Origin of the sequence: Nonomuraea sp. NPDC048826, assembly GCF_043198225.1 — a bacterium.
GTDB lineage: Bacteria > Actinomycetota > Actinomycetes > Streptosporangiales > Streptosporangiaceae > Nonomuraea.
The window spans coordinates 1031023-1052329 of record NZ_JBICUQ010000001.1 but is presented as its reverse complement, the minus strand read 5'-3'; the positions used below and the strand labels follow the sequence as shown (position 1 = coordinate 1052329).

The following is a 21307-nucleotide window of genomic DNA, read 5'->3' as shown; positions in this document are numbered from 1 at the left end:
GCGCCCTTGGTCCGACAAGATGGACTGGTGAGCGTTGAGCTGATGCTGTGGGACGAGCCCGTGCCCGTCTCCAGAGACCAGGCCCGGGCCACCTATCTGGAGGTCCGGAAGGGCGAGCCCGTCCAGGGGGAGATGCCGGAGGTCGCCAAGGAGCTGCCGGGCACCGTCGCCGTCTTCGGCGACCACGTCCTGGTGTCGATGGATCTCGAGACCATGGACGAGATGTCGGCCCAGGTGTTCGACGTCGCGCGGGCGTACGGGCTGGTGTGTTACGACCCGCAGCGCGATCTCGTGCACAACGTGGCGCCGCTCGGCGTCTACCGGGGGATGCAGCTCCACACCGGCGACGGGCTCGTCGTGCACGATCCCGACCTGGGGCTGGTGCACGACGTGCTCGGCACCATGTCGCCGCAGAACCCGTTCGTGGCGCTGGTGACCTTCGGCCGCCATTTCATCCAGGTCTCCCCGGGCTACGAGCTGGAGTACAAGGAGGGCGCGATGGCGCGCGCCGAGGTGGCGGAGCTGGAGGAGGTGCGGCGGGCCTTCCAGGAGTACGCGACGGGTGAGCGGGGTTTCCTCGGCCGTCACACCTGGTCGGCCGCCTGAAGCACGTCGCGCAGCAGGGCGGGGTCGACGTTGCCGCCTGACAGCAGCGCGACGGTGCGCCCGCCGGGCAGCTTGCCCGCCAGGTGGGCGGCGGTGGCGACGGCGCCGCTCGGCTCGGCCACGAGGCGGCCGGCGAGCGCCAGGTGGCGCATGGCGGCGCGGATCTCGTCCTCGGTGACGGTGACGACGGCGTCGACGTGCGCGCGCAGGTGCGCGAACGTCAGCTCGGACAGCTCGGCGCGCAGCCCGTCGGCGGCCGTGCGGAAGGTGCGGGCGGGCTCCCAGGTGATGAGCCGCCCGGCGGCCAGGCTCTCGGCGGCGTCGGCGGCCAGCTCGGGCTCGACGCCGATCACGGTGGCCTGGGGGCGCAGCGCCTTGACGGCGGCGGCGACGCCGGAGATGAGCCCGCCCCCGCTGACCGGCACCGCGATCACCTCGACGTCGGGCAGGTCGGACAGGATCTCCAGGCCGATCGTGCCCTGTCCGGCGATCACGGCGGGGTGGTCGAACGGCGGGACCAGGGTCAGGTCGCGCTTGGCGGCCAGCTCGGCGGCGGCGGAATGGCGCCGGTCGGGCGGCACCACGACGAGCTTGGCGCCGTGGCCGCGGATGGCGTCGGCCTTGACCTGGGGGGTGCCCTCGGGCACCACGACCACGCAGGGGATGCCGAAGCGGGCCGCGGCGTAGGCGAGCGCCTGGCCGTGGTTGCCGGACGAGTGGGTGACGACTCCGGCGGGGCGCAGCGCGGCCACCGCGTTGTAGGCGCCGCGGATCTTGAACGAGCCGACGCGTTGCAGGCTTTCCGGCTTGACCAGCAGGTCGCCGACCGGGGCCAGCGGGGTGTGGACGGCGACGGGGGCGATCCGCCCTGCCGCCGTCCGGATGTCGTCGATCGTCACCAGGCGCATGCGCTCAACCTATGGCGGTGAGGCGGCCGCGGACCAGCCGGACGACCGGTGTGACGGCGCCGACCATCAGCAGGGCCAGCAGCGGCGCGAGCGTCAGGCCGAGTACGAACCCGGCGAGCACGTCGTGCGGGTAGTGGACGCCGACGAAGACCCGGGAGGACGCCATCACGGCGGCCAGCGGCACCACGACCCAGCCGAGCGCGCGCCAGGCCAGCATGAGCGTGCCGGCCGCGCCGGCGGCGATCACCGAGTGGTTGCTGGGGAACGACCAGTCGGCCGCCGGGGGGCAGACGGCGATCGTCTGCACTCCGCCCCGGCACGGCCGGTCCTCCCTGATGATCAGCTTGATCACCTCGCTGATCACGTACGCGCCGACGATCCCGGCCGGGCCGGCGATGGCGATGGCCAGGTCGCGCGGGGGCGCGTGGCGCGCCCGCCACCAGCACACGACGAACAGTGCCGCGAAGATGAACAGGCCGGCGTCGGTGCCCACCTCGGCGAGGGTGTGCAGCCAGGCCGGCGTGGTGAGTGCGAAGTCGACGATGTCGCGGTACACACGTGTCCAATCCGAGAACGGGCGATGGACACGACTTTACGAGGATCTGGCGGTGGGTACCTCGGTCGAAAGGGGGAAGTTCAGGTGGCGCCGAGGAAGCGCCTGGCCAGGGAGAGCCGGGTCTGCTCCAGTTCGCCTTCGGTGATGAGGCCGCGGTCGAAGGACTCGGCCGCGGCGTCGCGCTCGGCGAGATAGCAGGCGGCCATGATCTCGCTGCGGAGCGGCGTGAATCCGCGCTCGACGCATTCGGCGAACATCCGCGCCTTCTGGTCTAGCTTGTCGCGGGCGACCGTACAGGCCAGGTCCTGGGCCTTGAGTTGCTCGACGGCGTCCCGGAGGGTGACCATACCGAACGAGCCCATGAACTTGGTGTCAAGAGTGATCTTCAATTCCTTTCGCCTCCGTTTCTGTGCAACGCTTGGCAACGGCGGCGTATTCCCTGGTCGGAGCGGGTAAAGAGGCAGTCGTGATCGGAGAGCACGTGATCGTCGGCTATACGCACGACGCGGGTGGGCGGGAGGCGCTGGCCCTCGGCGCGGCCATCACCCGGGTCACCGGCGGTGAGCTCACCGTGGCCTCGATCTACTCGCCCGGCAGCCCCGGTGAGGCGGTGCAGGCCCAGGCCTACCTGGCGGAGGCGGGGGTGGCGCTGGAGAACGTCCCGTCCGAGTTCATGGCGTTCGAGAGCCGGGGCGCCGGTCGCGGGCTGGGGGTGCTGGCGAGCCGCATCAAGGCCGACCTGATCGTGGTCGGGTCGGCGGGCGGCGGGCAGCACGGCCGCATCGCGCTGGGCAGCACCGCCGACCACCTGCTCCACCTGTCGCCCGAGGCGGTGATGGTGGCGCCGTCCGGCTACGCGCCGGTGGGCACGTTGGCCAGGCTCACGCTGGCGTACGTGCACCGGCCGCAGTGCGACGAGGCGGTGGGGCGGGTGGCCCAGGCGGCGCTGCGCCTGGGCGTGCCGCTCCGGCTGATCACCTTCGACCTGCGCACCGACGATCCGGAGCGCATCCGCGACGACCTGGCGCTGGCGGTGCGGCTGGCGTGGGAGACCACGGGGATCGAGGCGGAGTCCGACGTCGCCGAGGGGCATGACGTGGCGGCCGCGTTCGAGGCCGCCACGTGGCTGCCGGGCGAGCTGCTGGTCTGCGCGGCCAGCGAGGACGCCCAGCCGCACCGGGTGTTCCTGGGCGAGCTGTCGATGAAGCTGCTGCGCGCGGCGGCGGTGCCGGTCACCGTGCTGCCACGGGGCTTCTCCTGATCGCGCGCTCGTACAGCTCCAGGTAGCGCTCGGCCATGACGCCGGGTGAGAAGCGGCGCGTGGCCTCGCGGCGGCACTCCTCGGGGTCGATCTCGTCCGCCCGGAGGATCCACTCCGCGAGTTCCTCCTCGGTGTCGGCGAGGAAGCCGGTGCGGCCGTGGTCGATGATCTCCGGCAGGCAGCCGCGGCGCAGGCCGATCGGCGGCACGCCGAGGGCGAGTGCCTCGACGACGGCGGTGCCGCCGGGCTCGTCCCACTGGATGGGGAACAACGCCGCGCGGGCGGAGGCGTAGAGCCGGTCGCGGTCCTCGCCGCCGATGGAGCCGATCCACTTGGCGCGGTCGCCGTCGAGGTAGGTGGAGACGTGGTCGACGTGGTAGCGGACGTCGGGGTGGCCGTACAGGGGGTGGGAGGGGTCCTGGGCGACGGCGTCCAGTTCGGCGGGCGTGTTCAGGCCGCTGACCGGGCCGGCGAGGGTCAGGGGCAGGTCAAGCTTCTGGCAGATGCGGGCCGCCACGTGCTGGCCCTTGAGCCCGCAGACGCGGCCCATGACCACCAGGTGCTCGCCGCGTTCGACCCGCAGGTCGGTGCCGGCGAGCGGAGTGGCGAGGTGGACGGCGCCGAGCGCGGCCTGGCGCAGCGCCTCGGGGGCGCGGGCGAGCTGGGAGTGGGAGACGCCGTTGACGGCGATCTCGCGCGGGAACGACTCGTAGAAGGCGGCGTGTTTGTGCAGGTCCCAGTGCAGGGTGTGCAGCACCGGCGGGCCGCCCAGGGCCGCCAGCACGCCGGGGCCGACCACTTCGAGGTGGTCGTGGACGAGGTCGATGTCGTCGCGGCCGCGCAGCTCCTCGGCCACGCGCGCCTGGTGGGCGTGGGCGATGCCCATGACCTGGTTGTACGGCTTCTGCAGGTGAGGGAACTGGCCGTCGGCGTAGACGCTGACGAGCTCGTCCACCTCGATGTCGCTCGTCCCGACCGAGGCCAGCACGACGCGCACGCCGCGGGCGCGCAGTTCGGGGATCAGGGTGGCGACGACGTTCTCGATGCCGCCGTAGCCGGGCGGCGGGACCGGGAGCCAGGGCCCGGCGTTCAGCAGGATGTTCATGCCACGTCCTCCTCTAAGACGAGAGAGGCCAATGGGGGCCGTTCGGCCACGGCCACGTCCACCAGGTCTGCCTGCCCATCCAGGCCGAATTGCAACAAGGTGTGGGCGGGCGACTCCGAGGAGACCAGGCGGCCCTGGCGCTCAAGACGGGACCAGGCGGTGAGCATGATCTGCCCGGCCATCCGGCCGAGCGCGGGCACAGACTGGTGGGTGTGGACGCGCACGCCCAGGTCGACCTGGGCCATCGCGTCCAGGCCGACGAGCTGCAGGAGGTCCACCAGCAGCCCGAACTCGACGCCGTACTCGGTGACGAAGGGGACCTGTTGCAGCACCTCGCGGCGGGCCGCGTACTCGCCGCCGAGCGGCTGGGCGAAGCCGGATAGTTCCGGCCAGAACATATTGATGAGCGGGCGGGCCACGAGTTCGGTCACGCGCCCGCCGCCGCCGCGTTGAGCCACCCCGTCGGCGCCCGTGAAGGGACGTTCGTACGCGCCCTTGACGAACTGGATGTCACGATCCACCAGCAGCGGGCCGAGCAGGCCGGAGACGAAGTGCGAGCTGAAGTCGCGCAGGTCGGCGTCGATGAAGACGACGATGTCGCCGGAGGTGGCGGCCAGCCCCTTCCACAGGGCCTCGCCCTTCCCGGTGAGGGGTGGGAGCTGGGAGAGCACCGCTTCCTGTGCGACCACGCGGGCGCCGGCCGCGGCGGCCCGGGCGGCGGTCGCGTCGGTGGACAGGGAGTCGACCACGACGATCTCGTCCACGAGTGGCGCACGTTCCACCAGGTCACGCCGGATCTCGGTGACGATGTCGCCCACTGTCGACTCTTCGTTGCGGGCCGGCAGCACCACGCTGACCGTGGTGGTTCCCTTGGCAAGCTGGAGGGCGTCGACCGGCCATTCGGCCGCCGTGCTGGAGTGGGGTCCGTACCATTCCTGGACCCTTGCCAAGGTTCCCAGATCTTTTTCCATGCAGTAAGCCCCGATCTTTGGAGGTCAGGTCGGCGACAACTGCCCCCTTGATGACTCTTCGAACATGTTTGTTTGTTTTCGGAGAGATGTGGGATATGCCGGATTATGTCTCCCGCCATCCGTGTGGGCATCGTAGGGGCCGGCAATGTCGCCGCCCGTCATGCCGACGTCCTATCAGGTTTCCCCGATGTAACGATCGCCGGGATCGCCGACACCGATCCCCACCGAGCCGAGGCGCTGGCCTCGAAGCACCGCTCCCCCGCCTATGGCAGCCATGCCGACCTGCTGAGCGCCGGCGACCTGGATGCCGTGTACGTGTGCGTGCCTCCCTTCGCGCACGGTAACCCCGAACGTGACATTTTGTCGTGCAATCTCCCGATATTTGTGGAGAAGCCCCTTTCGCTCGACCTGGCCACCGCCGAGTCGATCGCGGACGAGATCGACCGGCGCGGGCTGCCCTCGGCCGTCGGCCACCACTGGCGCTACCTGGACATCCTCGACCGGGCCCGCGACCTGCTGGCCGACCGGCCGGTGCGGCTCGCGCTGGGCCACTGGCTGGACAAGGTGCCGCCGGTCGCCTGGTGGCTGAAGGCTGACATGTCCGGCGGGCAGACCGTCGAGCAGGCGGTTCACGTACTGGACCTGGCCCGGCTGCTGGTGGGCGAGGTGACGATGGTGCACGCCGTCCCGGCGGAGAACACGGCGGACGGCGAGGTCGACCGGGCCACCGCCGCCGTCATGAGCTTCGCCGCGGGCGCCGCGGGCCTGCTGGCCACCTGCTCCCTGCTGGACCGCAAGCACCGGGCGGGCCTGGAGGTGCACGCCGAGGGCATCGCGCTCGAACTCAGCGAGACCGAGCTGGTCGTCGACGGCGAGGAGCGGGTGCAAGACAGCGGGGACGCCAAGGTGGCGGTGGATCGTGCGTTCATAGACGCCGTCCAGGGTAAACAGGCCGACGTGCGAGCCCCGTACCGGGAGGCGCTCAAGACCCACCGGCTGGCGCTCGCGCTGGCCCGGTCCGCACGCGAACGGAAGCCGGTGATGATCGATGCGTGAGGTCGCGACGGTGCTGAGCATCGAGGCGCCCGGCGAGGTGACGCTGGTCGAGGAGAAGCTCGGCGAGGTCCCCGACGGCGGGTTCCTGGTGGAGACCGTGCACAGCGGCGTGTCGGCGGGCACCGAGCTCACCTACGTCAAGGGCGACAACCCCTACCTGACCTCGACCTGGGACCGCGGCCTCGGCCTGTTCCTGGAAGGCAACCCGTCGATCGCCTACCCGGTGCGCGGCATCGGCTACATGCAGGTCGGCCGGGTGGTCGAGACCCGCACCAGAGCCGTGACCGAGGGCACGCTGGTGGCCATGGCCTACGGGCACCGCAGCGGCTACGTGGCCGACCCGATGCGCGACCGGTTCGTCCCGCTGCCCGGCGAGCTCGACCCGATGCTGGGCATCTACGTCGCCCACATGGGCCCCATCTGCGCCAACGGGCTGCTGCACGCCGCCGCCGACCTGTACGGCCCCGACGTGCACCACCTCGGCGACGGGGTGCGCGGCCGGCGGGTCGCCGTGATGGGCGCGGGCGTGGTCGGCCTGCTGACCGCGTCGTTCGCGATGGCGTACGGGGCCGCGGAGGTCGTCGTCGTGGACGAGACGCCGGCCAGGCTGGCGGTCGCCGCCGAGCTGGGCGCGCAGACGCTGGCCGCGGCCGACGACCCGGCGGTCGAGCTCAAGCGGCGCTGGCGGCACGGCCCCGACGACCGGGGCGCCGACGTGGTCTTCCAGTGCCGCGGCCAGGCCAGGGCGCTGGCCCTGGCGCTGAAGCTGCTCAGGCCCCAGGGCGTGGCGGTCGACCTGGCCTTCTACACCGACGGCGCCCATGAGGTGCGGCTCGGTGAGGAGTTCCACCACAACGGGCTGTCGCTGCGCTGCGCGCAGATCGGGCGGGTGCCGCGGGGCCTGGCGCACGCCTGGGACAGGGAGCGGCTCTCGCACGAGAGCATCGCCCTGCTCACCAGCCGCGGCGAGCGGCTACGCCGGCACCTGATCACCGACGTGGTCGGGTTCGCCGACGGCCCTCGCCTGCTGGCCGAGCTCGCGCGCCGTGAACGGCACACCCTTCAGGCCGTGCTCAGCCACGACGTCCACGAGCAGCGCGGCTGACCAGCTGAAGTCGCCGGAGCCGTGCCCTTCCAGCGTGAAGGGGTCGAAGTACTCGCGGAACCCGGACCGGCCCACCGCGTTGACCATGCCGTCGGCGAGCGCGGCGGCCAGGTCGTCCCTGCGCCCCTTGAGCCCCTGCCAGACCAGCCACGACAGGTTGATCCAGCTCGGCCCTCGCCAGTAGCAGGCCGGGTCGAACTCGGCAGCGGCCAGCGCGTAGCTCGGCAGCACGCCGTCCTTCAGCGCGAACAGGTCCAGCCCGGTGCCGATCAGCGCGTTGGCCACGTCGCGGGGCAGGCCGGGCAGGATGAGCGGGGTCAGGCCGGCGGCGCTGCCGGAGCGGATCAGGCAGCCGGTGATGGCGTCGCGGGGGTGGAACAGGCCGTCCTGGTAGAGGTGCTCGACCATGGCGGCGGTGATCGCCGCGGCCTCGGCGCGGTGCGGCTCGGGGTCGCGGCCGAGCGCCTCGGCGATGTCGGCCAGGGCCCACTCGGCGCTCCCGTACGCGGCGTTGAACAGCGGGTCCTCGACCTGAAAGGCGCACGCCCGGCGGTAGCCGGTGTCGCGGTAGGCGCGGGCGAGCGCGACGTAGCGCTCGTAGTCGCGGTCGGTGGGCCGCTCGGCCGGGTCGATGTGGCGCAGGTCGCGGCGGCGGAAGCCGTCGGGCGTCGGCTCCACCGCGTTCAGCGGCAGGTCCCAGCTCGGGCTGTTGTCCATGCCGGATTCCCAGGGGTGCACGATCGAGATCAGCCCGTCGTGGCCGCGCCGCTGCGCGCGCAGGAACTCCTGCTGGGCCACCAGCCGCGGGTAGATCCTGGCCAGGAAGGCCGGGTCGGGCTCGGCCAGGTGGACCCGCCAGGCGGCCAGCGCGTGCACCGGCGGCTGCACGATGCCGGAGGTGGCCCAGCCGGACGGCGACCGCACCGCCCAGAACTCGGGCCCGGGGAAGTAGGCGCCGTCCGGGACCGCGGGGTTGAAGACGATGTGCGGCACCCTGCCGTCACGCCACTGGGCGCCGAAGAGGCTGAGCAGCTCCGTCCGGGCCCGCCGGGGGGACCAGCGGGCGTGGCCGATGGCGATGAAGGCGGAGTCCCAGCTCCATTGGTGGGGGTAGAGCGTGCGGGAGGGGACCGTATGGCTGCCGTCCCAGTTGTCGATCAGGACGCGCAGCGCCTCGCGAAGGATCATAGGAATTTCCTGATGAAGGCCGCTGTCTGGGGGAGGACGATCTCGGGCTCGCCGCGCAGGCGGCATTCGAGCGCGAGATAGCCGTCATAGCCGACGGCGTCGAGTGCGGCCAGCTGGGCTCCCCAGTCGAGGTGACCGGTGCCCGGCTGGTTGCGGTTGGACTCGCTGATCTGCATGTGCGCGAGGTAGGGGGCGGCCTCCACCAGGGAACGGCAGGGGTCGTCCTCCTCGATGTTCATGTGGTACGTGTCGCCGACGACCCTGATCGAGTCCATGGCGCAGTACGAGACCGCCTCGGCCAGGGTGTTGACCATGTGGTTCTCGTACCGGTTGAGCGGCTCCAGCATGATCAGCACGCCGTTGCGCTGGGCGTGCTCGCCGAGGACGCCCAGCGCCTCGGTGAGCACCTCGCGGTCCTCCTCGGCGCTGCGCGGGGGTGTGAACGGGGGCAGCCGGAGCGAGAACTGGCCCCAGGAGGCGGGGGTCATGACGCCGATGCCGCCCAGCTCGCCGATGACCGACAGCTGGGAGCGGAGCTGCTGGATGGCGTCCTTGCGCTTGGCCGGGTCGAAGTCGCCGATGAAGTGCGGCATGTCGACGCAGACGGTCGGCATGACCACCCCGTCGGCGAGCGCGCGCTTCAGCTCGGTGAGGCGGCCCGCGAAGTGGAAGTCGCCCTTGCCCCGGAGCTCGATGGCGTCGAACCCGGCCTCGACGGCGAACGCGAACTTCTCCTGCAGGGACCGGCCCGGCAGGAGCTGCTCCTGGGCGGCGAGCTTCACTGTGACTCCTCGAAGGTGAAGACGAGCTGGAGCACCTCGGACTGGTGCTTGTCGATCAGGTCGAACGCCGCCGGCGCGTCGTCGACGGGCACGAGGTGGGTGACGAGGTCGCTGACGTCGAGCTCGCCGCGGTGCACGACCTCCATGAACGTGCGCTGGAGCCGCTCGACGTCCCAGCGGTGGGACAGCCAGGAGGCGACGCCGCCGATCTGGGAGGAGACGAGCTGGACCTGGTTGTGGTGGAACTCCTCGCCCAGCCGGAGCCCGAGCCCGTCGCCCTGGTAGAAGCCGGCCGCGACGACCCGGCCGCCGCGGCGCACGGTGCGGATGGCCTCCTGCAGCCCGAGGTGGCTGCCGCTGAGCTCGATCGCGGTGTCGGCGCCCTCGACCCGCTTGCGCATGAACTCGGCGACGGACCCGGCCTGCACGTCGAACGTCTCGGCCGCGCCGTACTTCCTGGCCAGCTCCAGCCGGGCGGGGATGGCGTCGGCGGCCACCACGCGGGCGCCGCTGAGCACGGCCAGCCGGGTGGCGAGCAGTCCGATGACGCCCTGTCCGAAAATGGCGATCTGGTCGCCGAGATGGATGTCTGCGGCGTGCACCGCGTTGAGCGCGATGGCGCCGACCCGGGCGAAGACCGCGTGCAGCGGCGTCGCGTCGGGCGGCAGCACGTGGCCGGCCAGCCGGGCGGCCGGGACGACGGCCTCGGCCCGATGGCCCCAGATGCCCCAGACGACGCTGCCGACGGCGGGTTCGGCGACGTCGGGCGCCGCCTCCACCACCTCGCCGACTTCCTGGTAGCCCCAGCCGGTCAGCGGGTAGGCGTGCGTCCGGCCGTCGAGGAAGAGGCGTCGCTCGGTGTCCCACTTGCGATGGAGATAGGGGTTGGTACCGCGATAGGCGGTGAGCTCGGTGCCCGCGGAGACGCCCGAGTAAAGCGTGCGGACCCGCACGCTGCCCGGCACGAGTTCGGCGGCCGGCTCCAGGCCGACGGAGACCCGGCCCGGTTCTTGGAAGGTGATGACGCGCATTCCCCAACACTTACGCTTATTGATCAAACAAAAGTCACGGAATTAGTTCGGCCCCGCACACCATAGTCGTGGTCGGATCACTCTAAAGTCTACGACTTCCGTACGAGAAGCTTCAGCAAAAAGGGGTTTCAGACATGGAATTCTGGAAAGTGACCTTACCCGGATTTACCGACGCGCAGCTCCACATGGGGGCTCCGACCGCGTGTACCAGCCGAAACCGCTCCGCATCGATGACCGAAATCCGATCAGATTGATCCTTTCGGCGCCCACCGCCGCGTCTGCCGCGGACGAAGTTTTGACCGTGAGCAGACCCTCTCTTTGCCACCGGCCGGATCCCGAGAGCCGGCCGCGAGCCGCACCTGGGATGACGGTGACAACGAGGCAGCACGGTGAGGGTACAGACCGGTCTCGGAATCGACTCCCTCACGTTGCGCGACGTGATCAATGGGTAAGTGGCGGCATATCCCCATCAAGAGGAGCGCGTCATGCCGAAGAAGGTAACCGCCGTCCTCTCCGTCGCACTGCTGTCGGCGGCCTGCCTGACAGCCTGCGGCGGCGGCAGCGAGCAGGAAGCCGGCAACAAGATCACGGTCTGGACCGAGGAGAACCTCGAGGACCGGATGGCCGTGCAGCAGCAGATCATCAAGGAGTTCACCCAGCAGACCGGGATCCAGGTCGAGCTGGTGGGCGTCGCCGAGGACCAGTTCAGCCAGGTCATCACCTCGGCCGCGGCGGCCGGCGACCTGCCGGACGTGATCGGGGCGCTGCCCCTGGCGTCCGTCCGCGAGCTGGAGGCCAACGAACTGCTCGACACCGAGACCCCGGGCAAGATCGTCGACCAGCTCGGGCGCGACACGTTCTCCGCCCGGTCGCTGGAGCTCAACACCAGCGACGGGAAGCTGCTCGCGGTGCCGAGTGACGGCTGGGCCCAGCTCATCCTCTACCGCAAGGACCTGTTCGAGAAGGCGGGCCTGCAGCCCCCCGACACCTACGAGGCCCTGGAGAAGGCCGCGGCCGAGCTCAACACCGGCGGCGTCGCGGGCATCACGCTGGCCGTCGCGCCCAAGGACGCCTTCACCGCCCAGAGCTTCGAGCACGTGGCGCTGGCCAACGGCTGCCAGATGGTCGACGACGCCGGCAACGTCACGCTCGACTCGCCGCAGTGCGTGAAGGCGTTCGAGTTCTACTCCAACCTGGCCAAGAACCACTCGGTCAAGGGCACCCAGGACGTCGACTCCACCCGGGCCACCTACTTCTCCGGCAAGGCGGCCATGACCATCTGGTCCTCGTTCATCCTGGACGAGCTGGCGGGGCTGCGTAAGGACGCCCTGCCGAGCTGCGAGCAGTGCCGCGAGAACCCCGAGTGGCTGGCGGAGAACACCGGCGTCGTGACCGCGCTGAAGGGGCCCGACGGGAGCGAACCCGCGCAGTACGGCGAGATCGTCTCCTGGACGATCTTGCGGGACTCCGCGACCGACCCGGCGAGCCGGTTCGTCTCGTACATGATGAACGAGGGCTACGAGCGGTGGCTCGGGATGGCGCCGGAGGGCAAGTTCCCCACCCGCGAAGGCTTCGCGGAGAAGTGGAACGAGCTCGAGGCCGGCGTCGACTCCAAGAAGCCGCTCGGCGACATCTACCCGGCCGAGGTGCTCGACGCGCTCCGCACCAGCCCCGAGACGTTCGGCCGCTGGGGCATCCCGCAGGGGCAGGGCAAGCTGGCCGGCGCGGTGATGGGCGAACTGCCCGTGCCCACCGCGCTGAGCGCGGCCGCCGGCGGCTCGGCCACCGCGCAGGAGGCCGCGGCCCAGGCCAAGCGGGAGGTCGAGACCATCAAACGCGGGATCCGCGAGTGAGGCGCGGGCGCACCCTGCCGGAGCAGGAGGGCAGGGCGGGCCTGGCGCTCATCTCGCCCACCCTGATCATCACGCTGGTCGTGGTGGTCGTGCCGCTGCTGTGGGCGATCATGCTGGCGTTCCAGGACGTCCGGCTGATCAACATCCGCCAGGCGGGCCTCTTCGGCAACTACACGCTGGAGAACTTCACCTATGTGATCACCGAGCCGGGGTTCTGGACGGCCCTGGTCAACACCCTGGTCTACACGGTCGCGGGCACGGTCCTGTCGATCGTGATCGGGCTGGTGGCCGCGCTCGCGCTGCGCGACCGGTTCAAGGGCCGCACGATCGTGCGGGCCTCGATCCTGATCCCGTACGTGGCGCCGGTCGTGGCGGTGGCTTTCCTGTGGGAGACGATGCTCAACCCGCAGTACGGCATCGTCAACACCTGGCTGAGCGAGCCGATCGCCTTCCTCACCCAGGCCAAGGGCACGTTCCTGGGCATCGAGGTGCCGGTGGCGCTGCTCACGGTGATCGCCTTCGAGGCGTGGCGCTACTTCCCGTTCGCCTTCCTGTTCATCCTGGCCAGGATCCAGGCGCTGCCGGCGGAGCTGGAGGAGGCGGCGGTGGTCGACGGGGCCACGCCGAGCCAGCGGTTCCGCTACGTGATCCTGCCGCAGCTCTGGCGGATCATCGCGCTGCTCTCGGTGCTGCGGTTCGTGTTCACCTTCACCAAGTTCGACGACGTCTACCTGCTGACCGGGGGCGGCGCCGGCACCGAGGTCGTCAGCGTGCGGGTCTACAACTTCCTGACCGCCCGCGACGACATCGGCGCCTCGGCCGCCCAGGCGATCGTGCTCGCGCTCGTGCTGGTCGTGTTCCTCGTCATCTACCTGCGGTTCTTCGGCGGAGGTGACCGTGAGCAGGGATAGGTTCGAGCGGGCGCTGATCAAGGTGCTGCGGCCGGTGGTGATCGCGGTGCTCTTCCTGGCCACCGCGTTCCCCTTCTACTACATGGTCATGCTGTCGTTCCGGGACATCCAGGAGCTGATCCTGCATCCGGGCTCGCTCTGGCCGGAGACGTTCACGTTCGACACGTACGCGAACGTCCTGGACCGGCAGGGGTTCCTGACCTTCATGCGCAACAGCGCGATCGTGGCCGTGGCGTCGGTGGCGGTCACCCTGCTGATCTCGATCCCCGGCGCGTACGCGGTCGCCCGGCTGCGGTTCTTCGGGCGCCGCCAGGTGCACTTCCTGTTCCTGGCCGTCTATCTGTTCCCGGCGATCGTGCTGGCCATCCCGCTGTTCGTGCTGTTCACCATGCTCGGGCTGCGGGGGTCGCTGGTCGGCCTGATCCTCGTCTACATCGCGCAGACCGTGCCCGTCACGGTATACATGCTGCGCAACTACTTCGAGACCGTGCCGCAGAGCGTGGAGGAGGCGGCCGCGATCGACGGTTGCAGCCGCCTGTCGACCATCTGGCGGGTGGTGCTGCCGTTGTCCAAGCCCGCGCTCATGGCGACCGGACTCTACGCGTTCATGATCGCCTGGAACGAGTTCCTGTTCGCCCTGCTCTTCCTGGTGGAGAAGCGGGACAGCTGGACCGTCTCCCTCGGGCTCTCGCAACTGGCGGGCAGTATCGAGATCCCGACCACGGTGCTCATGGCAGGATCAGTGGTTCTGACACTGCCCATCGTGATCCTTTTCTTCGCCAGTGAGAGGTTGCTGACGGAAGGGCTCACGGCGGGAGCGGAGAAGGGATAGACCATGCTGACGGCAGGGCGGATCCTCCAGCTCATCCGAGATCGCACCTGCCGCACCCGCAAGGAACTGATCGAGTACACCGGCCTGTCCCGGTCGACCATCACCGACCGGGTGGACCGGCTGATCGAGGCCGGCTACATCCACGAGTCCGGCGTCGGGACCTCCGGGGGCGGGCGGCCGCCCTCGGTGCTCGACATCGACGCCACCAGCCGCCTGGCGCTGGTGGCCGATCTCGGGGCCAGCCACGCCCGGGTCGCGCTGACCGATCTCGCGGCCCGGCCGCTGGCCGAGGAGCACACCGAGATGCGCATCGAGCTGGGTCCCGAGGCCGTGCTCACCTGGGTGCGGCAGGCGTTCCAGCGGCTGCTCGACCGCACCGGCCGCCCGGCCGGGCAGATCTGCGGCATCGGGCTCAACCTGCCGGGCTCGGTCGACCAGACCTCCGGCAGGGTGATCAGGTCGTTCCTGATGCCGGGCTGGGACGACCACCCGATCACCGAGACGCTGCGGGACGAGTTCCGGGTGCCGGTCCTGGTGGAGAACGACGCCAACGCGATGGCGCTGGGCGAGTGGTGGTCGTCCTGGCGCGGCTGCGCGTCGCTCGTCCTGGTCAAGGTGTCCACCGGGATCGGCACCGGCATCGTGCTCGGCGGCCGGATCTACCGCGGGGTCGAGGAGGCGGCCGGCAACCTGGGCCACGTCCGACTGTTCGAGACCGACGACCGGGTCTGCACGTGCGGCTCGCGCGGCTGTGTGGCCTCGCTGGCCAGCGGCCACGCCATGGCCGTCGACCTGGGCCGGCACAGCAGCCGCGACGTGGTCCGGCTGGTGCACGCGGCCGACCCGGCGGCCATCGCCCGGGTCCAGGAGGGCGGGCGCACGCTGGGCGTCGTGCTGGCCACCGCGGTCAGCCTGCTCAACCCGGGCGTGCTGGTGCTGGCCGGTGACATGGCCGAGACCGGTGAGCACTACCTGACCGGCATCAGGGAGAGCGTCTACCGCAGGAGCCTGCCGTACACGACCCGCAACCTGGAGATCGTCACCAGTTCGCTGGGCGACCGGGCGGGCATCGTGGGCACGGCCGTGATCGTCATGGAGCACGTGCTGTCGCCGGAGACCGTGGACGCGGCGCTGGCGGCCCGGCCGCGCACCGGCGCGGTCACCTGAGCGCCCGCTCCAGCTCCGCCCTGGCGTCCACGAGCGAGGGGCCGTACCACGTGAGCAGCCGCCCGCTGACGGGCACGCAGCGCAGGCCGGGGAACGACTCCGGGCCGTCGGTGTCGCTGAACGCGTACGGCTCGTCCGGCAGGACCACCAGGTCGGGCCGGGCGGCGGCCAGGTCGGCGAGCGGGATCCGGGGATAGCGCTCGGGGTGACCGGCGTACAGGTTGTCCACGCCGAGCCGGGCCAGCACGTCGCCGGTGAAGGTGTCCCGGCCCACCACCATCCACGGGCGGCGCCAGATCGGGATGACCGCGGTCCGCCTCGGTCCCTCGTACGGCTCGCGCCAGACCTCCGCGGCCCGGTCCAGCCACGCGGGCACGCCGGTGCGGCAGGCCTCGGCGAACATCCGGGCCAGCGAGGCGAAGGCCTGGTCGAGTGTCTCGATCCTGGTGACCCAGACGGGCAGGCCGGCGGCGCGCAGCGCCTCGATGTCGGGGGCGCGATTCTCCTCGGCGTTGGCCAGCACGAGGTCAGGCGCGAGCCGCCGGACGGCCTCCAGGTCCGGGTTCTTGGTGCCCCTGACGCGGGTCACGGCCAGGTCCGGCGGATGCGTGCACCAGTCGGTGGCGCCGACCAGGGCGTCCGGCAGGGTGGCGGCGACCGACTCGGTCAGCGACGGGACGAGCGAGACGATCCGGGAGACGGCGGCCGGGATCCGGACGGACGCGCCGGTGTCGTCGAGCATGGCAGCAGGATCGCGCAGAAAGCCGGGCATTCTCCCCACAATTCCCGTTACTCGTGTTTAGAATCTTGGAAAGAATTTCTCGTTCCGGATCTGGGGGGCCGACGGTTGGAGCCGGATTCTGTGGGTTTCGATCCGAACACGCCCAACGTCGCTCGGATGTACGACTACTACCTAGGCGGGAAGGATCACTTCCCCGCCGACAGGGAGGCGGCCGAGCAGATCCTGCGCATCGTGCCCGAGGCCAAGCTGGCCGCACGGGCCAACCGCGCGTTCCTCGGCAGGGCCGTACGGCACCTGGCCGGGCTGGGCATCCGGCAGTTCCTCGACATCGGCACCGGCCTGCCCAGTCAGGGCGCCGTGCACGAGGTGACCGACAACGTCGCGGGCGGCGCCCGGGTGGTCTACGTCGACCTGGACCCGGTGGTCCTGGTGCACGCCAGGGCGCTGCTCGACGGCGAGGACAAGGTCGCCGTCCAGGGTGACCTGCGCAAGCCGCGGGAGATCCTCGACCATCCCGACGTACGGAAGATCATCGACTTCGAGCAGCCCGTCGCCGTCTTGCTGGTCGCGGTCCTGCACTTCGTCCAGGAGTCCGAGAACCCGCGGGAGATCATCCGGATCCTGCGCGAGGCGATGGCCCCCGGCAGCCACCTGGTGCTGAGCCACGGCGCCAGCGACTCCCGGCCGGACGCCGTGGACGAGGGCACCGAGGTCTACAGCAAGGCCACCTCGCCGCTCGTGCTGCGCGACCGCGCCGGGATCGAGGCCCTGTTCGAGGGCTTCGAGCTGCTGGAACCCGGGCTGGTGTGGCTGCCGGAGTGGCGGCCCGGCGACGGGGACACGATCGACTTCATCGACGACCCGTCCGCGTCGCTGGGCCTGTGCGGCGTCGGCAGGAAGAACTAGACGTTGCGGCGGTACTGACCGCCCGCCTCGAACAGCGCCGCGGTGATCTGGCCCAGTGAGCACACCCGGGCCGCGTCCATCAGCACCTCGAAGGCGTTGCCGTCGGACATCGCCACCTCGCGCAGCCGGGCCAGCGCCGCCGGCCCCTCCTCGCGGTGACGTTCCTGGAAGGCGCCGAGCCGGTCCAGCTGCGAGCGCTTCTCCTCCTCGGTGCCCCGGGCCAGCTCCAGCTTGTGCGGGACGTGGTCGTCGCCGTTGCGGAACGTGTTGACCCCGATGATCGGCAGCGAGCCGTCGTGCTTGCGCGTCTCGTACAGCATGGACTCGTCCTGGATCTTGCCCCGCTGGTAGCCGGTCTCCATCGCGCCGAGCACGCCGCCCCGGTCGGACAGCCGCTCGAACTCGCTGAGCACCGCCTCCTCCACCAGGTCGGTCAGCTCGTCGATGATGAACGAGCCCTGCAGCGGGTTCTCGTTGCGCGCCAGGCCCCACTCGCGGTTGATGATCAGCTGGATCGCCATCGCCCGGCGCACCGAGTCGGCCGACGGGGTGGTGACGGCCTCGTCGAAGGCGTTGGTGTGCAGGCTGTTGCAGTGGTCGTAGACGGCGATCAGGGCCTGCAGGGTGGTGCGGATGTCGTTGAAGTTCATCTCCTGCGCGTGCAGCGACCGGCCGGAGGTCTGGATGTGGTACTTGAGCTTCTGCGACCGCTCCCCCGCGCCGTACTTCTCCCGCATGGCCAGCGCCCAGATGCGCCGGGCCACCCGGCCGAGCACGCTGTATTCGGGGTCCATGCCGTTGGAGAAGAAGAACGACAGGTTGGGCGCGAAGTCGTCCACGTTCATGCCGCGCGCCAGATAGGCCTCCACGTAGGTGAAGCCGTTGGCCAGGGTGAAGGCGAGCTGGCTGATGGGGTTCGCGCCGGCCTCGGCGATGTGGTAGCCGGAGATCGACACCGAGTAGAAGTTGCGGACCTTGTTGCGGATGAACCACTCCTGGATGTCGGCCATCATCCGCAGGCTGAACTCGGTGGAGAAGATGCAGGTGTTCTGGCCCTGGTCCTCCTTGAGGATGTCGGCCTGCACGGTGCCGCGCACGATCGACAGCGTGCGGGCGCGCAGCTCGGCGGCCTCCTGCTCCGACGGCTCGCGGCCGTGCTCCTCGCGGAAGCGGTCGAGCGCCTGGTCGATCGCGGTGTTGAGGAAGAAGGCCAGGATCGTCGGCGCGGGGCCGTTGATGGTCATCGACACGGACGTGTTGGGCGCCGACAGGTCGAAGCCGTCGTACAGCGCCTTCATGTCGTCGAGCGTGGCGATCGACACCCCCGACGTCCCGACTTTTCCGTAAATGTCGGGCCGGAGGTCCGGGTCGTTCCCGTACAGCGTCACCGAGTCGAACGCGGTCGACAGCCGGGTCGCCGGCTGGCCCTCCGACAGCAGCTTGAAGCGCCGGTTGGTGCGGAACGGGTCGCCCTCGCCGGCGAACATCCGGGTCGGGTCCTCGTCGTCCCGCTTGAACGGGAACACCCCCGCCGTGAACGGGAACCGGCCGGGCAGGTTCTCGGCACGCAGCCAGCGCAGCAGCTCGCCGTGGTCCTCGAAGCGGGGCAGCGCCACCCGGGGGATCCGGTTGCCCGACAGCGTCTCGCGCCAGAGCGGGGTGTGGATCTCCCTGTCGCGCACCCGTACGACCAGCTCGTCCGCGCTGTAGCGGGCCCGGGTCTCGGGCCAGTCGGCCAGCAGCGCCCGGCTCTCGTCGGTCAGCTCGCGCTCGGCGTCGGCGCTCAGCCGGGCCAGCCGCTCGTCCTCCTCGCCGAGCAGCGCACGCACGGCCTCCAGTTGCTGCCGCCGGCGCGCCACCTCGGCCTGGGCGCGGGTCTCCTCGTGGTACGCGCGCACGGTCTCGGCGATCTCGGCCAGGTAGCGCACCCGGGAAGGCGGCACGATGGCCGCGGACGCCCGCGAGGTGCGGCCCTCGACGGGTGCCAGCAGTCCGGGGCCCGCCTGGAGCCCCTTCTCCGCCAGCAGGCCCTTGAGGTGGTGGTAGAGCGCGGTGACCCCGGCGTCGTTGTAGCGGGCCGCGATCGTGCCGAACACCGGCATGTCGCCGGGGCTGACGCCGAACGCCGCACGGTTGCGTACCATCTGCCGGCGCACGTCGCGCAGCGCGTCCTCGGCCCCGCGCCGCTCGAACTTGTTGATCACCACGGCCTCGGCGAAGTCGAGCATGTCGATCTTCTCCAGCTGGGAGGCCGCGCCGAACTCCGGCGTCATCACGTAGATAGGCACGTCCACGTGCGGGACGATGCCGGCGTCGCCCTGGCCGATGCCGGGCGTCTCCACCACGACCAGGTCGTAGCCGGCGGCCCGGCAGGCGGTGATCACGTCGTCCAGGCAGGCGGGCACCTCGCTGGGCGCTCCCCTGGTGGCGAGCGAGCGGAAGTAGGTCTGCGGGCTCAGGCTGTTCATCCTGATCCGGTCGCCGAGCAGCGCACCGCCGCCCCGCCGGCGCGTCGGGTCGATGGCGATGACCGCGATGCGCAGCTTGTCGTCGTTGTCCAGCCGGAACCGGCGGACCAGCTCGTCGGTGAGCGAGGACTTGCCCGACCCGCCGGTGCCCGTGATGCCCAGCACCGGCGCCCGGCGCCCGGCCTTGCGCAGGCCCTCGGCCAGCTCGGCGGGGGCGCGGCCGGACTCGATGAGGGTGATCGCGCGGGCCAGCGCCGCCTGGTCGCCGGAGACCACGGCCTCCACCGACGGGGCGTCACCCAGCGCGACGTCGCACTCCTCGATCAACTTGTTGATCATCCCGGGCAGGCCCAGCCGCTGGCCGTCCTCGGGCGAGAAGATCCGCGCGACGCCCCGGGAGTGGAGTAGCTCGATCTCCTCGGGCACGATCACGCCGCCGCCGCCCCCGTACACCCTGATGTGCCCCGCGCCGCGCTCGCGCAGCAGATCGACGAGATAGGTGAAGAACTCGACGTGGCCGCCCTGGTAGGAGCTGATCGCCACGCCCTGCGCGTCCTCCTGGATGGCGGCGTCGACGACCTCTTCCACCGACCGGTTGTGGCCCAGGTGGATGACCTCGGCCCCCTGCGTCTGGAGGATCCGCCGCATGATGTTGATCGCCGCGTCGTGACCGTCGAACAGCGCCGCCGCCGTCACGAAACGTACGGGGTTGATCGGTACATGCACGCCTGCTCACTCCTTCGCCGGTGGGCCTGTCAACCGAAGATACTAGGACGTCCTACTATTTCCCAGGCTTCCCTGGGTAGGACTGCCCCATGCGTGCGATCACATTGGTGCCGGGCAAGAAAGGCACGCTCGGCCTGACAGAGGTGCCCGATCCGCGGCCGGGCCCCGGCGAGCTCCTGGTCCAGGGGCTCGTGCTGGGCATCTGCGGAACCGACAGGGAGCTGGTGTCCGGCGAGTACGGCTTCCCGAGTGACGAGCCGATGATCCTCGGTCACGAGTCGCTGGGCCGCGTCCTGGAGGCGCCGGAGGGGTCCGCGTTCTCCCCCGGCGACCTGGTGGTGGGCGTGGTGCGCCGGCCCGACCCGGAGTCCTGCGGAGCCTGCGCCAGGGGCGAATTCGACATGTGCCGCAACGGCGGATACACCGAGCGCGGCATCAAGGAGCTCCACGGGTACGGCAGCGAGCGCTGGACGGTCGAGGCCGGCTACGCGGTCCGGGTCGACCCCGCGCTCGGCGTGCTCGGCGTCCTGGTCGAGCCCGCCTCGGTGCTCGCCAAGGCGTGGGAGCACATCGAGCTGATCGGCTCGCGGGCCTGGTTCGGGCCGGAGAAGGTGCTCGTCACGGGGGCCGGGCCGATCGGCCTGCTGGCGGCGATGATGGGCCGCCAGCGCGGGCTGGAGGTGCACGTGCTGGACCGGGCGGAGAGCGGGCTCAAGCCCGAGCTGGTCACCGGGCTGGGTGCCACCTACCACGCGGGCGACAGCCTGGACGCGGTCGGCGGCTACCTGCCCGACATCATCATCGAGGCGACCGGCTCGGGACCGCTCGTCTTCGAGTCCATGCTCAACACCGCCGCCGCCGGCATCGTCTGCCTGACCGGCGTCTCCAGCGGCGGCCGGCACCTGCGGGCGGACATCGGGCAGATCAACCGCGACATCGTGCTGGAGAACGACGTCGTCTTCGGCACCGTCAACGCCAACCTGCGCCACTACCGGGACGCCGCGAAAGCGCTGCAGGAAGCGGACCGCTCCTGGCTGGACGCGCTCATCACCCGGCGGCTGCCGATGGAGGACTTCGAGGCGGCCTTCGACAAGGGCGACCACGTCAAGGTCGTCGTCACCCTGGACTCCTGA

General features: G+C 70.7%; 19 protein-coding genes and 1 pseudogene. 10 read left to right on the top strand and 10 right to left on the bottom strand.

Annotated features, from left to right (window positions below; all coding sequences use genetic code 11):
• Positions 1 to 27 precede the first annotated feature (27 nt).
• Positions 28 to 606, top strand: coding sequence for a hypothetical protein (locus tag ACGFI7_RS05160; protein ID WP_393399277.1), 579 nt, complete (start codon positions 28 to 30; stop codon positions 604 to 606).
• Here the strand turns inward: ACGFI7_RS05160 and ACGFI7_RS05155 are convergent.
• The 3 genes from ACGFI7_RS05155 to ACGFI7_RS05145 all read right to left on the bottom strand — a co-directional run bounded on the left by ACGFI7_RS05155 (position 585) and on the right by ACGFI7_RS05145 (position 2459).
• Positions 585 to 1514: a threonine/serine dehydratase gene (locus tag ACGFI7_RS05155; protein ID WP_393399274.1), complete on the bottom strand. Its 930-nt coding sequence runs from the start codon at positions 1512 to 1514 to the stop codon at positions 585 to 587. The two genes, ACGFI7_RS05160 and ACGFI7_RS05155, sit on opposite strands and share 22 nt — an antisense overlap.
• Positions 1515 to 1518: 4 nt before the next feature.
• Positions 1519 to 2070 (bottom strand): phosphatase PAP2 family protein, encoded by a 552-nt coding sequence (locus ACGFI7_RS05150; protein WP_393399271.1) that lies wholly within the window; start codon positions 2068 to 2070, stop codon positions 1519 to 1521.
• An 80-nt stretch (positions 2071 to 2150) separates the two neighbouring features.
• The gene (locus tag ACGFI7_RS05145) at positions 2151 to 2459 is read right to left on the bottom strand and encodes a hypothetical protein (RefSeq protein ID WP_393399268.1); all 309 of its coding nucleotides are present in this window, start codon (positions 2457 to 2459) and stop codon (positions 2151 to 2153) included.
• Positions 2460 to 2536: 77 nt separating this feature from the next.
• Here ACGFI7_RS05145 and ACGFI7_RS05140 point away from each other — a divergent pair, with 77 nt between their 5' ends.
• Positions 2537 to 3331 carry a universal stress protein gene (locus tag ACGFI7_RS05140; RefSeq protein WP_393399265.1) on the top strand — a complete coding sequence of 265 codons (795 nt, stop codon included), beginning with the start codon at positions 2537 to 2539 and terminating at the stop codon, positions 3329 to 3331.
• Here the strand turns inward: ACGFI7_RS05140 and ACGFI7_RS05135 are convergent.
• Together ACGFI7_RS05135 and ACGFI7_RS05130 are read right to left on the bottom strand one after the other, a co-directional pair.
• Positions 3303 to 4436 carry a glycosyltransferase gene (locus ACGFI7_RS05135; RefSeq protein WP_393399262.1) on the bottom strand — a complete coding sequence of 378 codons (1134 nt, stop codon included), beginning with the start codon at positions 4434 to 4436 and terminating at the stop codon, positions 3303 to 3305. The genes ACGFI7_RS05140 and ACGFI7_RS05135 overlap by 29 nt on opposite strands.
• Entirely contained in the window at positions 4433 to 5407 is a 975-nt protein-coding gene (locus ACGFI7_RS05130; RefSeq protein ID WP_393399259.1) for a glucosyl-3-phosphoglycerate synthase, read from the bottom strand. Before ACGFI7_RS05130 ends, ACGFI7_RS05135 begins: the two co-directional genes overlap by 4 nt.
• Before the next feature lie 123 nt (positions 5408 to 5530).
• Between ACGFI7_RS05130 and ACGFI7_RS05125 the strand changes: the two genes are divergently transcribed.
• Positions 5531 to 6463, top strand: coding sequence for a Gfo/Idh/MocA family protein (locus ACGFI7_RS05125; protein ID WP_393399256.1), 933 nt, complete (start codon positions 5531 to 5533; stop codon positions 6461 to 6463).
• Positions 6456 to 7568, top strand: a complete 1113-nt coding sequence (locus tag ACGFI7_RS05120; RefSeq protein WP_393399254.1) for a zinc-binding dehydrogenase — start codon at positions 6456 to 6458, stop codon at positions 7566 to 7568. Before ACGFI7_RS05125 ends, ACGFI7_RS05120 begins: the two co-directional genes overlap by 8 nt.
• 9 nt (positions 7569 to 7577) lie before the next feature.
• Here ACGFI7_RS05120 and ACGFI7_RS05115 read toward each other — a convergent pair.
• The 3 genes and pseudogenes from ACGFI7_RS05115 to ACGFI7_RS05105 form a co-directional block, all read right to left on the bottom strand.
• Positions 7578 to 8756 (bottom strand): annotated as a pseudogene (locus ACGFI7_RS05115) (hypothetical protein); the annotation flags it as partial.
• The gene (locus ACGFI7_RS05110) at positions 8753 to 9538 is read right to left on the bottom strand and encodes a sugar phosphate isomerase/epimerase family protein (protein ID WP_393399251.1); all 786 of its coding nucleotides are present in this window, start codon (positions 9536 to 9538) and stop codon (positions 8753 to 8755) included. The gene ACGFI7_RS05110 and the pseudogene ACGFI7_RS05115, both read right to left, overlap by 4 nt.
• Positions 9535 to 10569 (bottom strand): zinc-binding dehydrogenase, encoded by a 1035-nt coding sequence (locus ACGFI7_RS05105; RefSeq protein WP_393399249.1) that lies wholly within the window; start codon positions 10567 to 10569, stop codon positions 9535 to 9537. Before ACGFI7_RS05105 ends, ACGFI7_RS05110 begins: the two co-directional genes overlap by 4 nt.
• A 485-nt stretch (positions 10570 to 11054) precedes the next feature.
• Here ACGFI7_RS05105 and ACGFI7_RS05100 point away from each other — a divergent pair, with 485 nt between their 5' ends.
• From ACGFI7_RS05100 to ACGFI7_RS05085, 4 genes are read left to right on the top strand one after another with little or no spacing between them, the layout of a single operon-like run.
• Positions 11055 to 12422, top strand: coding sequence for an ABC transporter substrate-binding protein (locus ACGFI7_RS05100; RefSeq protein WP_393399246.1), 1368 nt, complete (start codon positions 11055 to 11057; stop codon positions 12420 to 12422).
• Positions 12419 to 13333 (top strand): carbohydrate ABC transporter permease, encoded by a 915-nt coding sequence (locus tag ACGFI7_RS05095; protein WP_393399243.1) that lies wholly within the window; start codon positions 12419 to 12421, stop codon positions 13331 to 13333. The genes ACGFI7_RS05100 and ACGFI7_RS05095 overlap by 4 nt, the downstream gene beginning before the upstream one ends.
• A complete protein-coding gene (locus tag ACGFI7_RS05090; protein WP_393399240.1) occupies positions 13320 to 14165 on the top strand; it encodes a carbohydrate ABC transporter permease in 846 nt (281 codons plus the stop codon). Before ACGFI7_RS05095 ends, ACGFI7_RS05090 begins: the two co-directional genes overlap by 14 nt.
• Before the next feature lie 3 nt (positions 14166 to 14168).
• The gene (locus tag ACGFI7_RS05085; protein ID WP_393399238.1) at positions 14169 to 15332 is read left to right on the top strand and encodes an ROK family transcriptional regulator; all 1164 of its coding nucleotides are present in this window, start codon (positions 14169 to 14171) and stop codon (positions 15330 to 15332) included.
• Here ACGFI7_RS05085 and ACGFI7_RS05080 read toward each other — a convergent pair.
• A complete protein-coding gene (locus ACGFI7_RS05080) occupies positions 15325 to 16074 on the bottom strand; it encodes a helical backbone metal receptor (RefSeq protein WP_393399236.1) in 750 nt (249 codons plus the stop codon). The genes ACGFI7_RS05085 and ACGFI7_RS05080 overlap by 8 nt on opposite strands.
• A gap of 120 nt (positions 16075 to 16194) precedes the next feature.
• Between ACGFI7_RS05080 and ACGFI7_RS05075 the strand changes: the two genes are divergently transcribed.
• Positions 16195 to 16980: an SAM-dependent methyltransferase gene (locus ACGFI7_RS05075; RefSeq protein ID WP_393399234.1), complete on the top strand. Its 786-nt coding sequence runs from the start codon at positions 16195 to 16197 to the stop codon at positions 16978 to 16980.
• On the opposite strand, the gene icmF is transcribed toward ACGFI7_RS05075, so the two are convergent.
• Positions 16977 to 20174 carry a fused isobutyryl-CoA mutase/GTPase IcmF gene (gene icmF / locus ACGFI7_RS05070; protein ID WP_393399231.1) on the bottom strand — a complete coding sequence of 1066 codons (3198 nt, stop codon included), beginning with the start codon at positions 20172 to 20174 and terminating at the stop codon, positions 16977 to 16979. The two genes, ACGFI7_RS05075 and icmF, sit on opposite strands and share 4 nt — an antisense overlap.
• Positions 20175 to 20263: 89 nt before the next feature.
• Between icmF and ACGFI7_RS05065 the strand changes: the two genes are divergently transcribed.
• Positions 20264 to 21307: a glucose 1-dehydrogenase gene (locus ACGFI7_RS05065; protein ID WP_393399228.1), complete on the top strand. Its 1044-nt coding sequence runs from the start codon at positions 20264 to 20266 to the stop codon at positions 21305 to 21307.

Coding starts and splice junctions, on each gene's coding strand:
- ACGFI7_RS05130 (WP_393399259.1), bottom strand. CDS start 5,407: ATGGAAAAAGATCTGGGAACCTTGGCAAGGGTCCAGGAATGGTACGGA.
- ACGFI7_RS05100 (WP_393399246.1), top strand. CDS start 11,055: ATGCCGAAGAAGGTAACCGCCGTCCTCTCCGTCGCACTGCTGTCGGCG.
- ACGFI7_RS05135 (WP_393399262.1), bottom strand. CDS start 4,436: ATGAACATCCTGCTGAACGCCGGGCCCTGGCTCCCGGTCCCGCCGCCC.
- ACGFI7_RS05065 (WP_393399228.1), top strand. CDS start 20,264: ATGCGTGCGATCACATTGGTGCCGGGCAAGAAAGGCACGCTCGGCCTG.
- ACGFI7_RS05105 (WP_393399249.1), bottom strand. CDS start 10,569: ATGCGCGTCATCACCTTCCAAGAACCGGGCCGGGTCTCCGTCGGCCTG.
- ACGFI7_RS05120 (WP_393399254.1), top strand. CDS start 6,456: ATGCGTGAGGTCGCGACGGTGCTGAGCATCGAGGCGCCCGGCGAGGTG.
- ACGFI7_RS05080 (WP_393399236.1), bottom strand. CDS start 16,074: ATGCTCGACGACACCGGCGCGTCCGTCCGGATCCCGGCCGCCGTCTCC.
- ACGFI7_RS05155 (WP_393399274.1), bottom strand. CDS start 1,514: ATGCGCCTGGTGACGATCGACGACATCCGGACGGCGGCAGGGCGGATC.
- ACGFI7_RS05085 (WP_393399238.1), top strand. CDS start 14,169: ATGCTGACGGCAGGGCGGATCCTCCAGCTCATCCGAGATCGCACCTGC.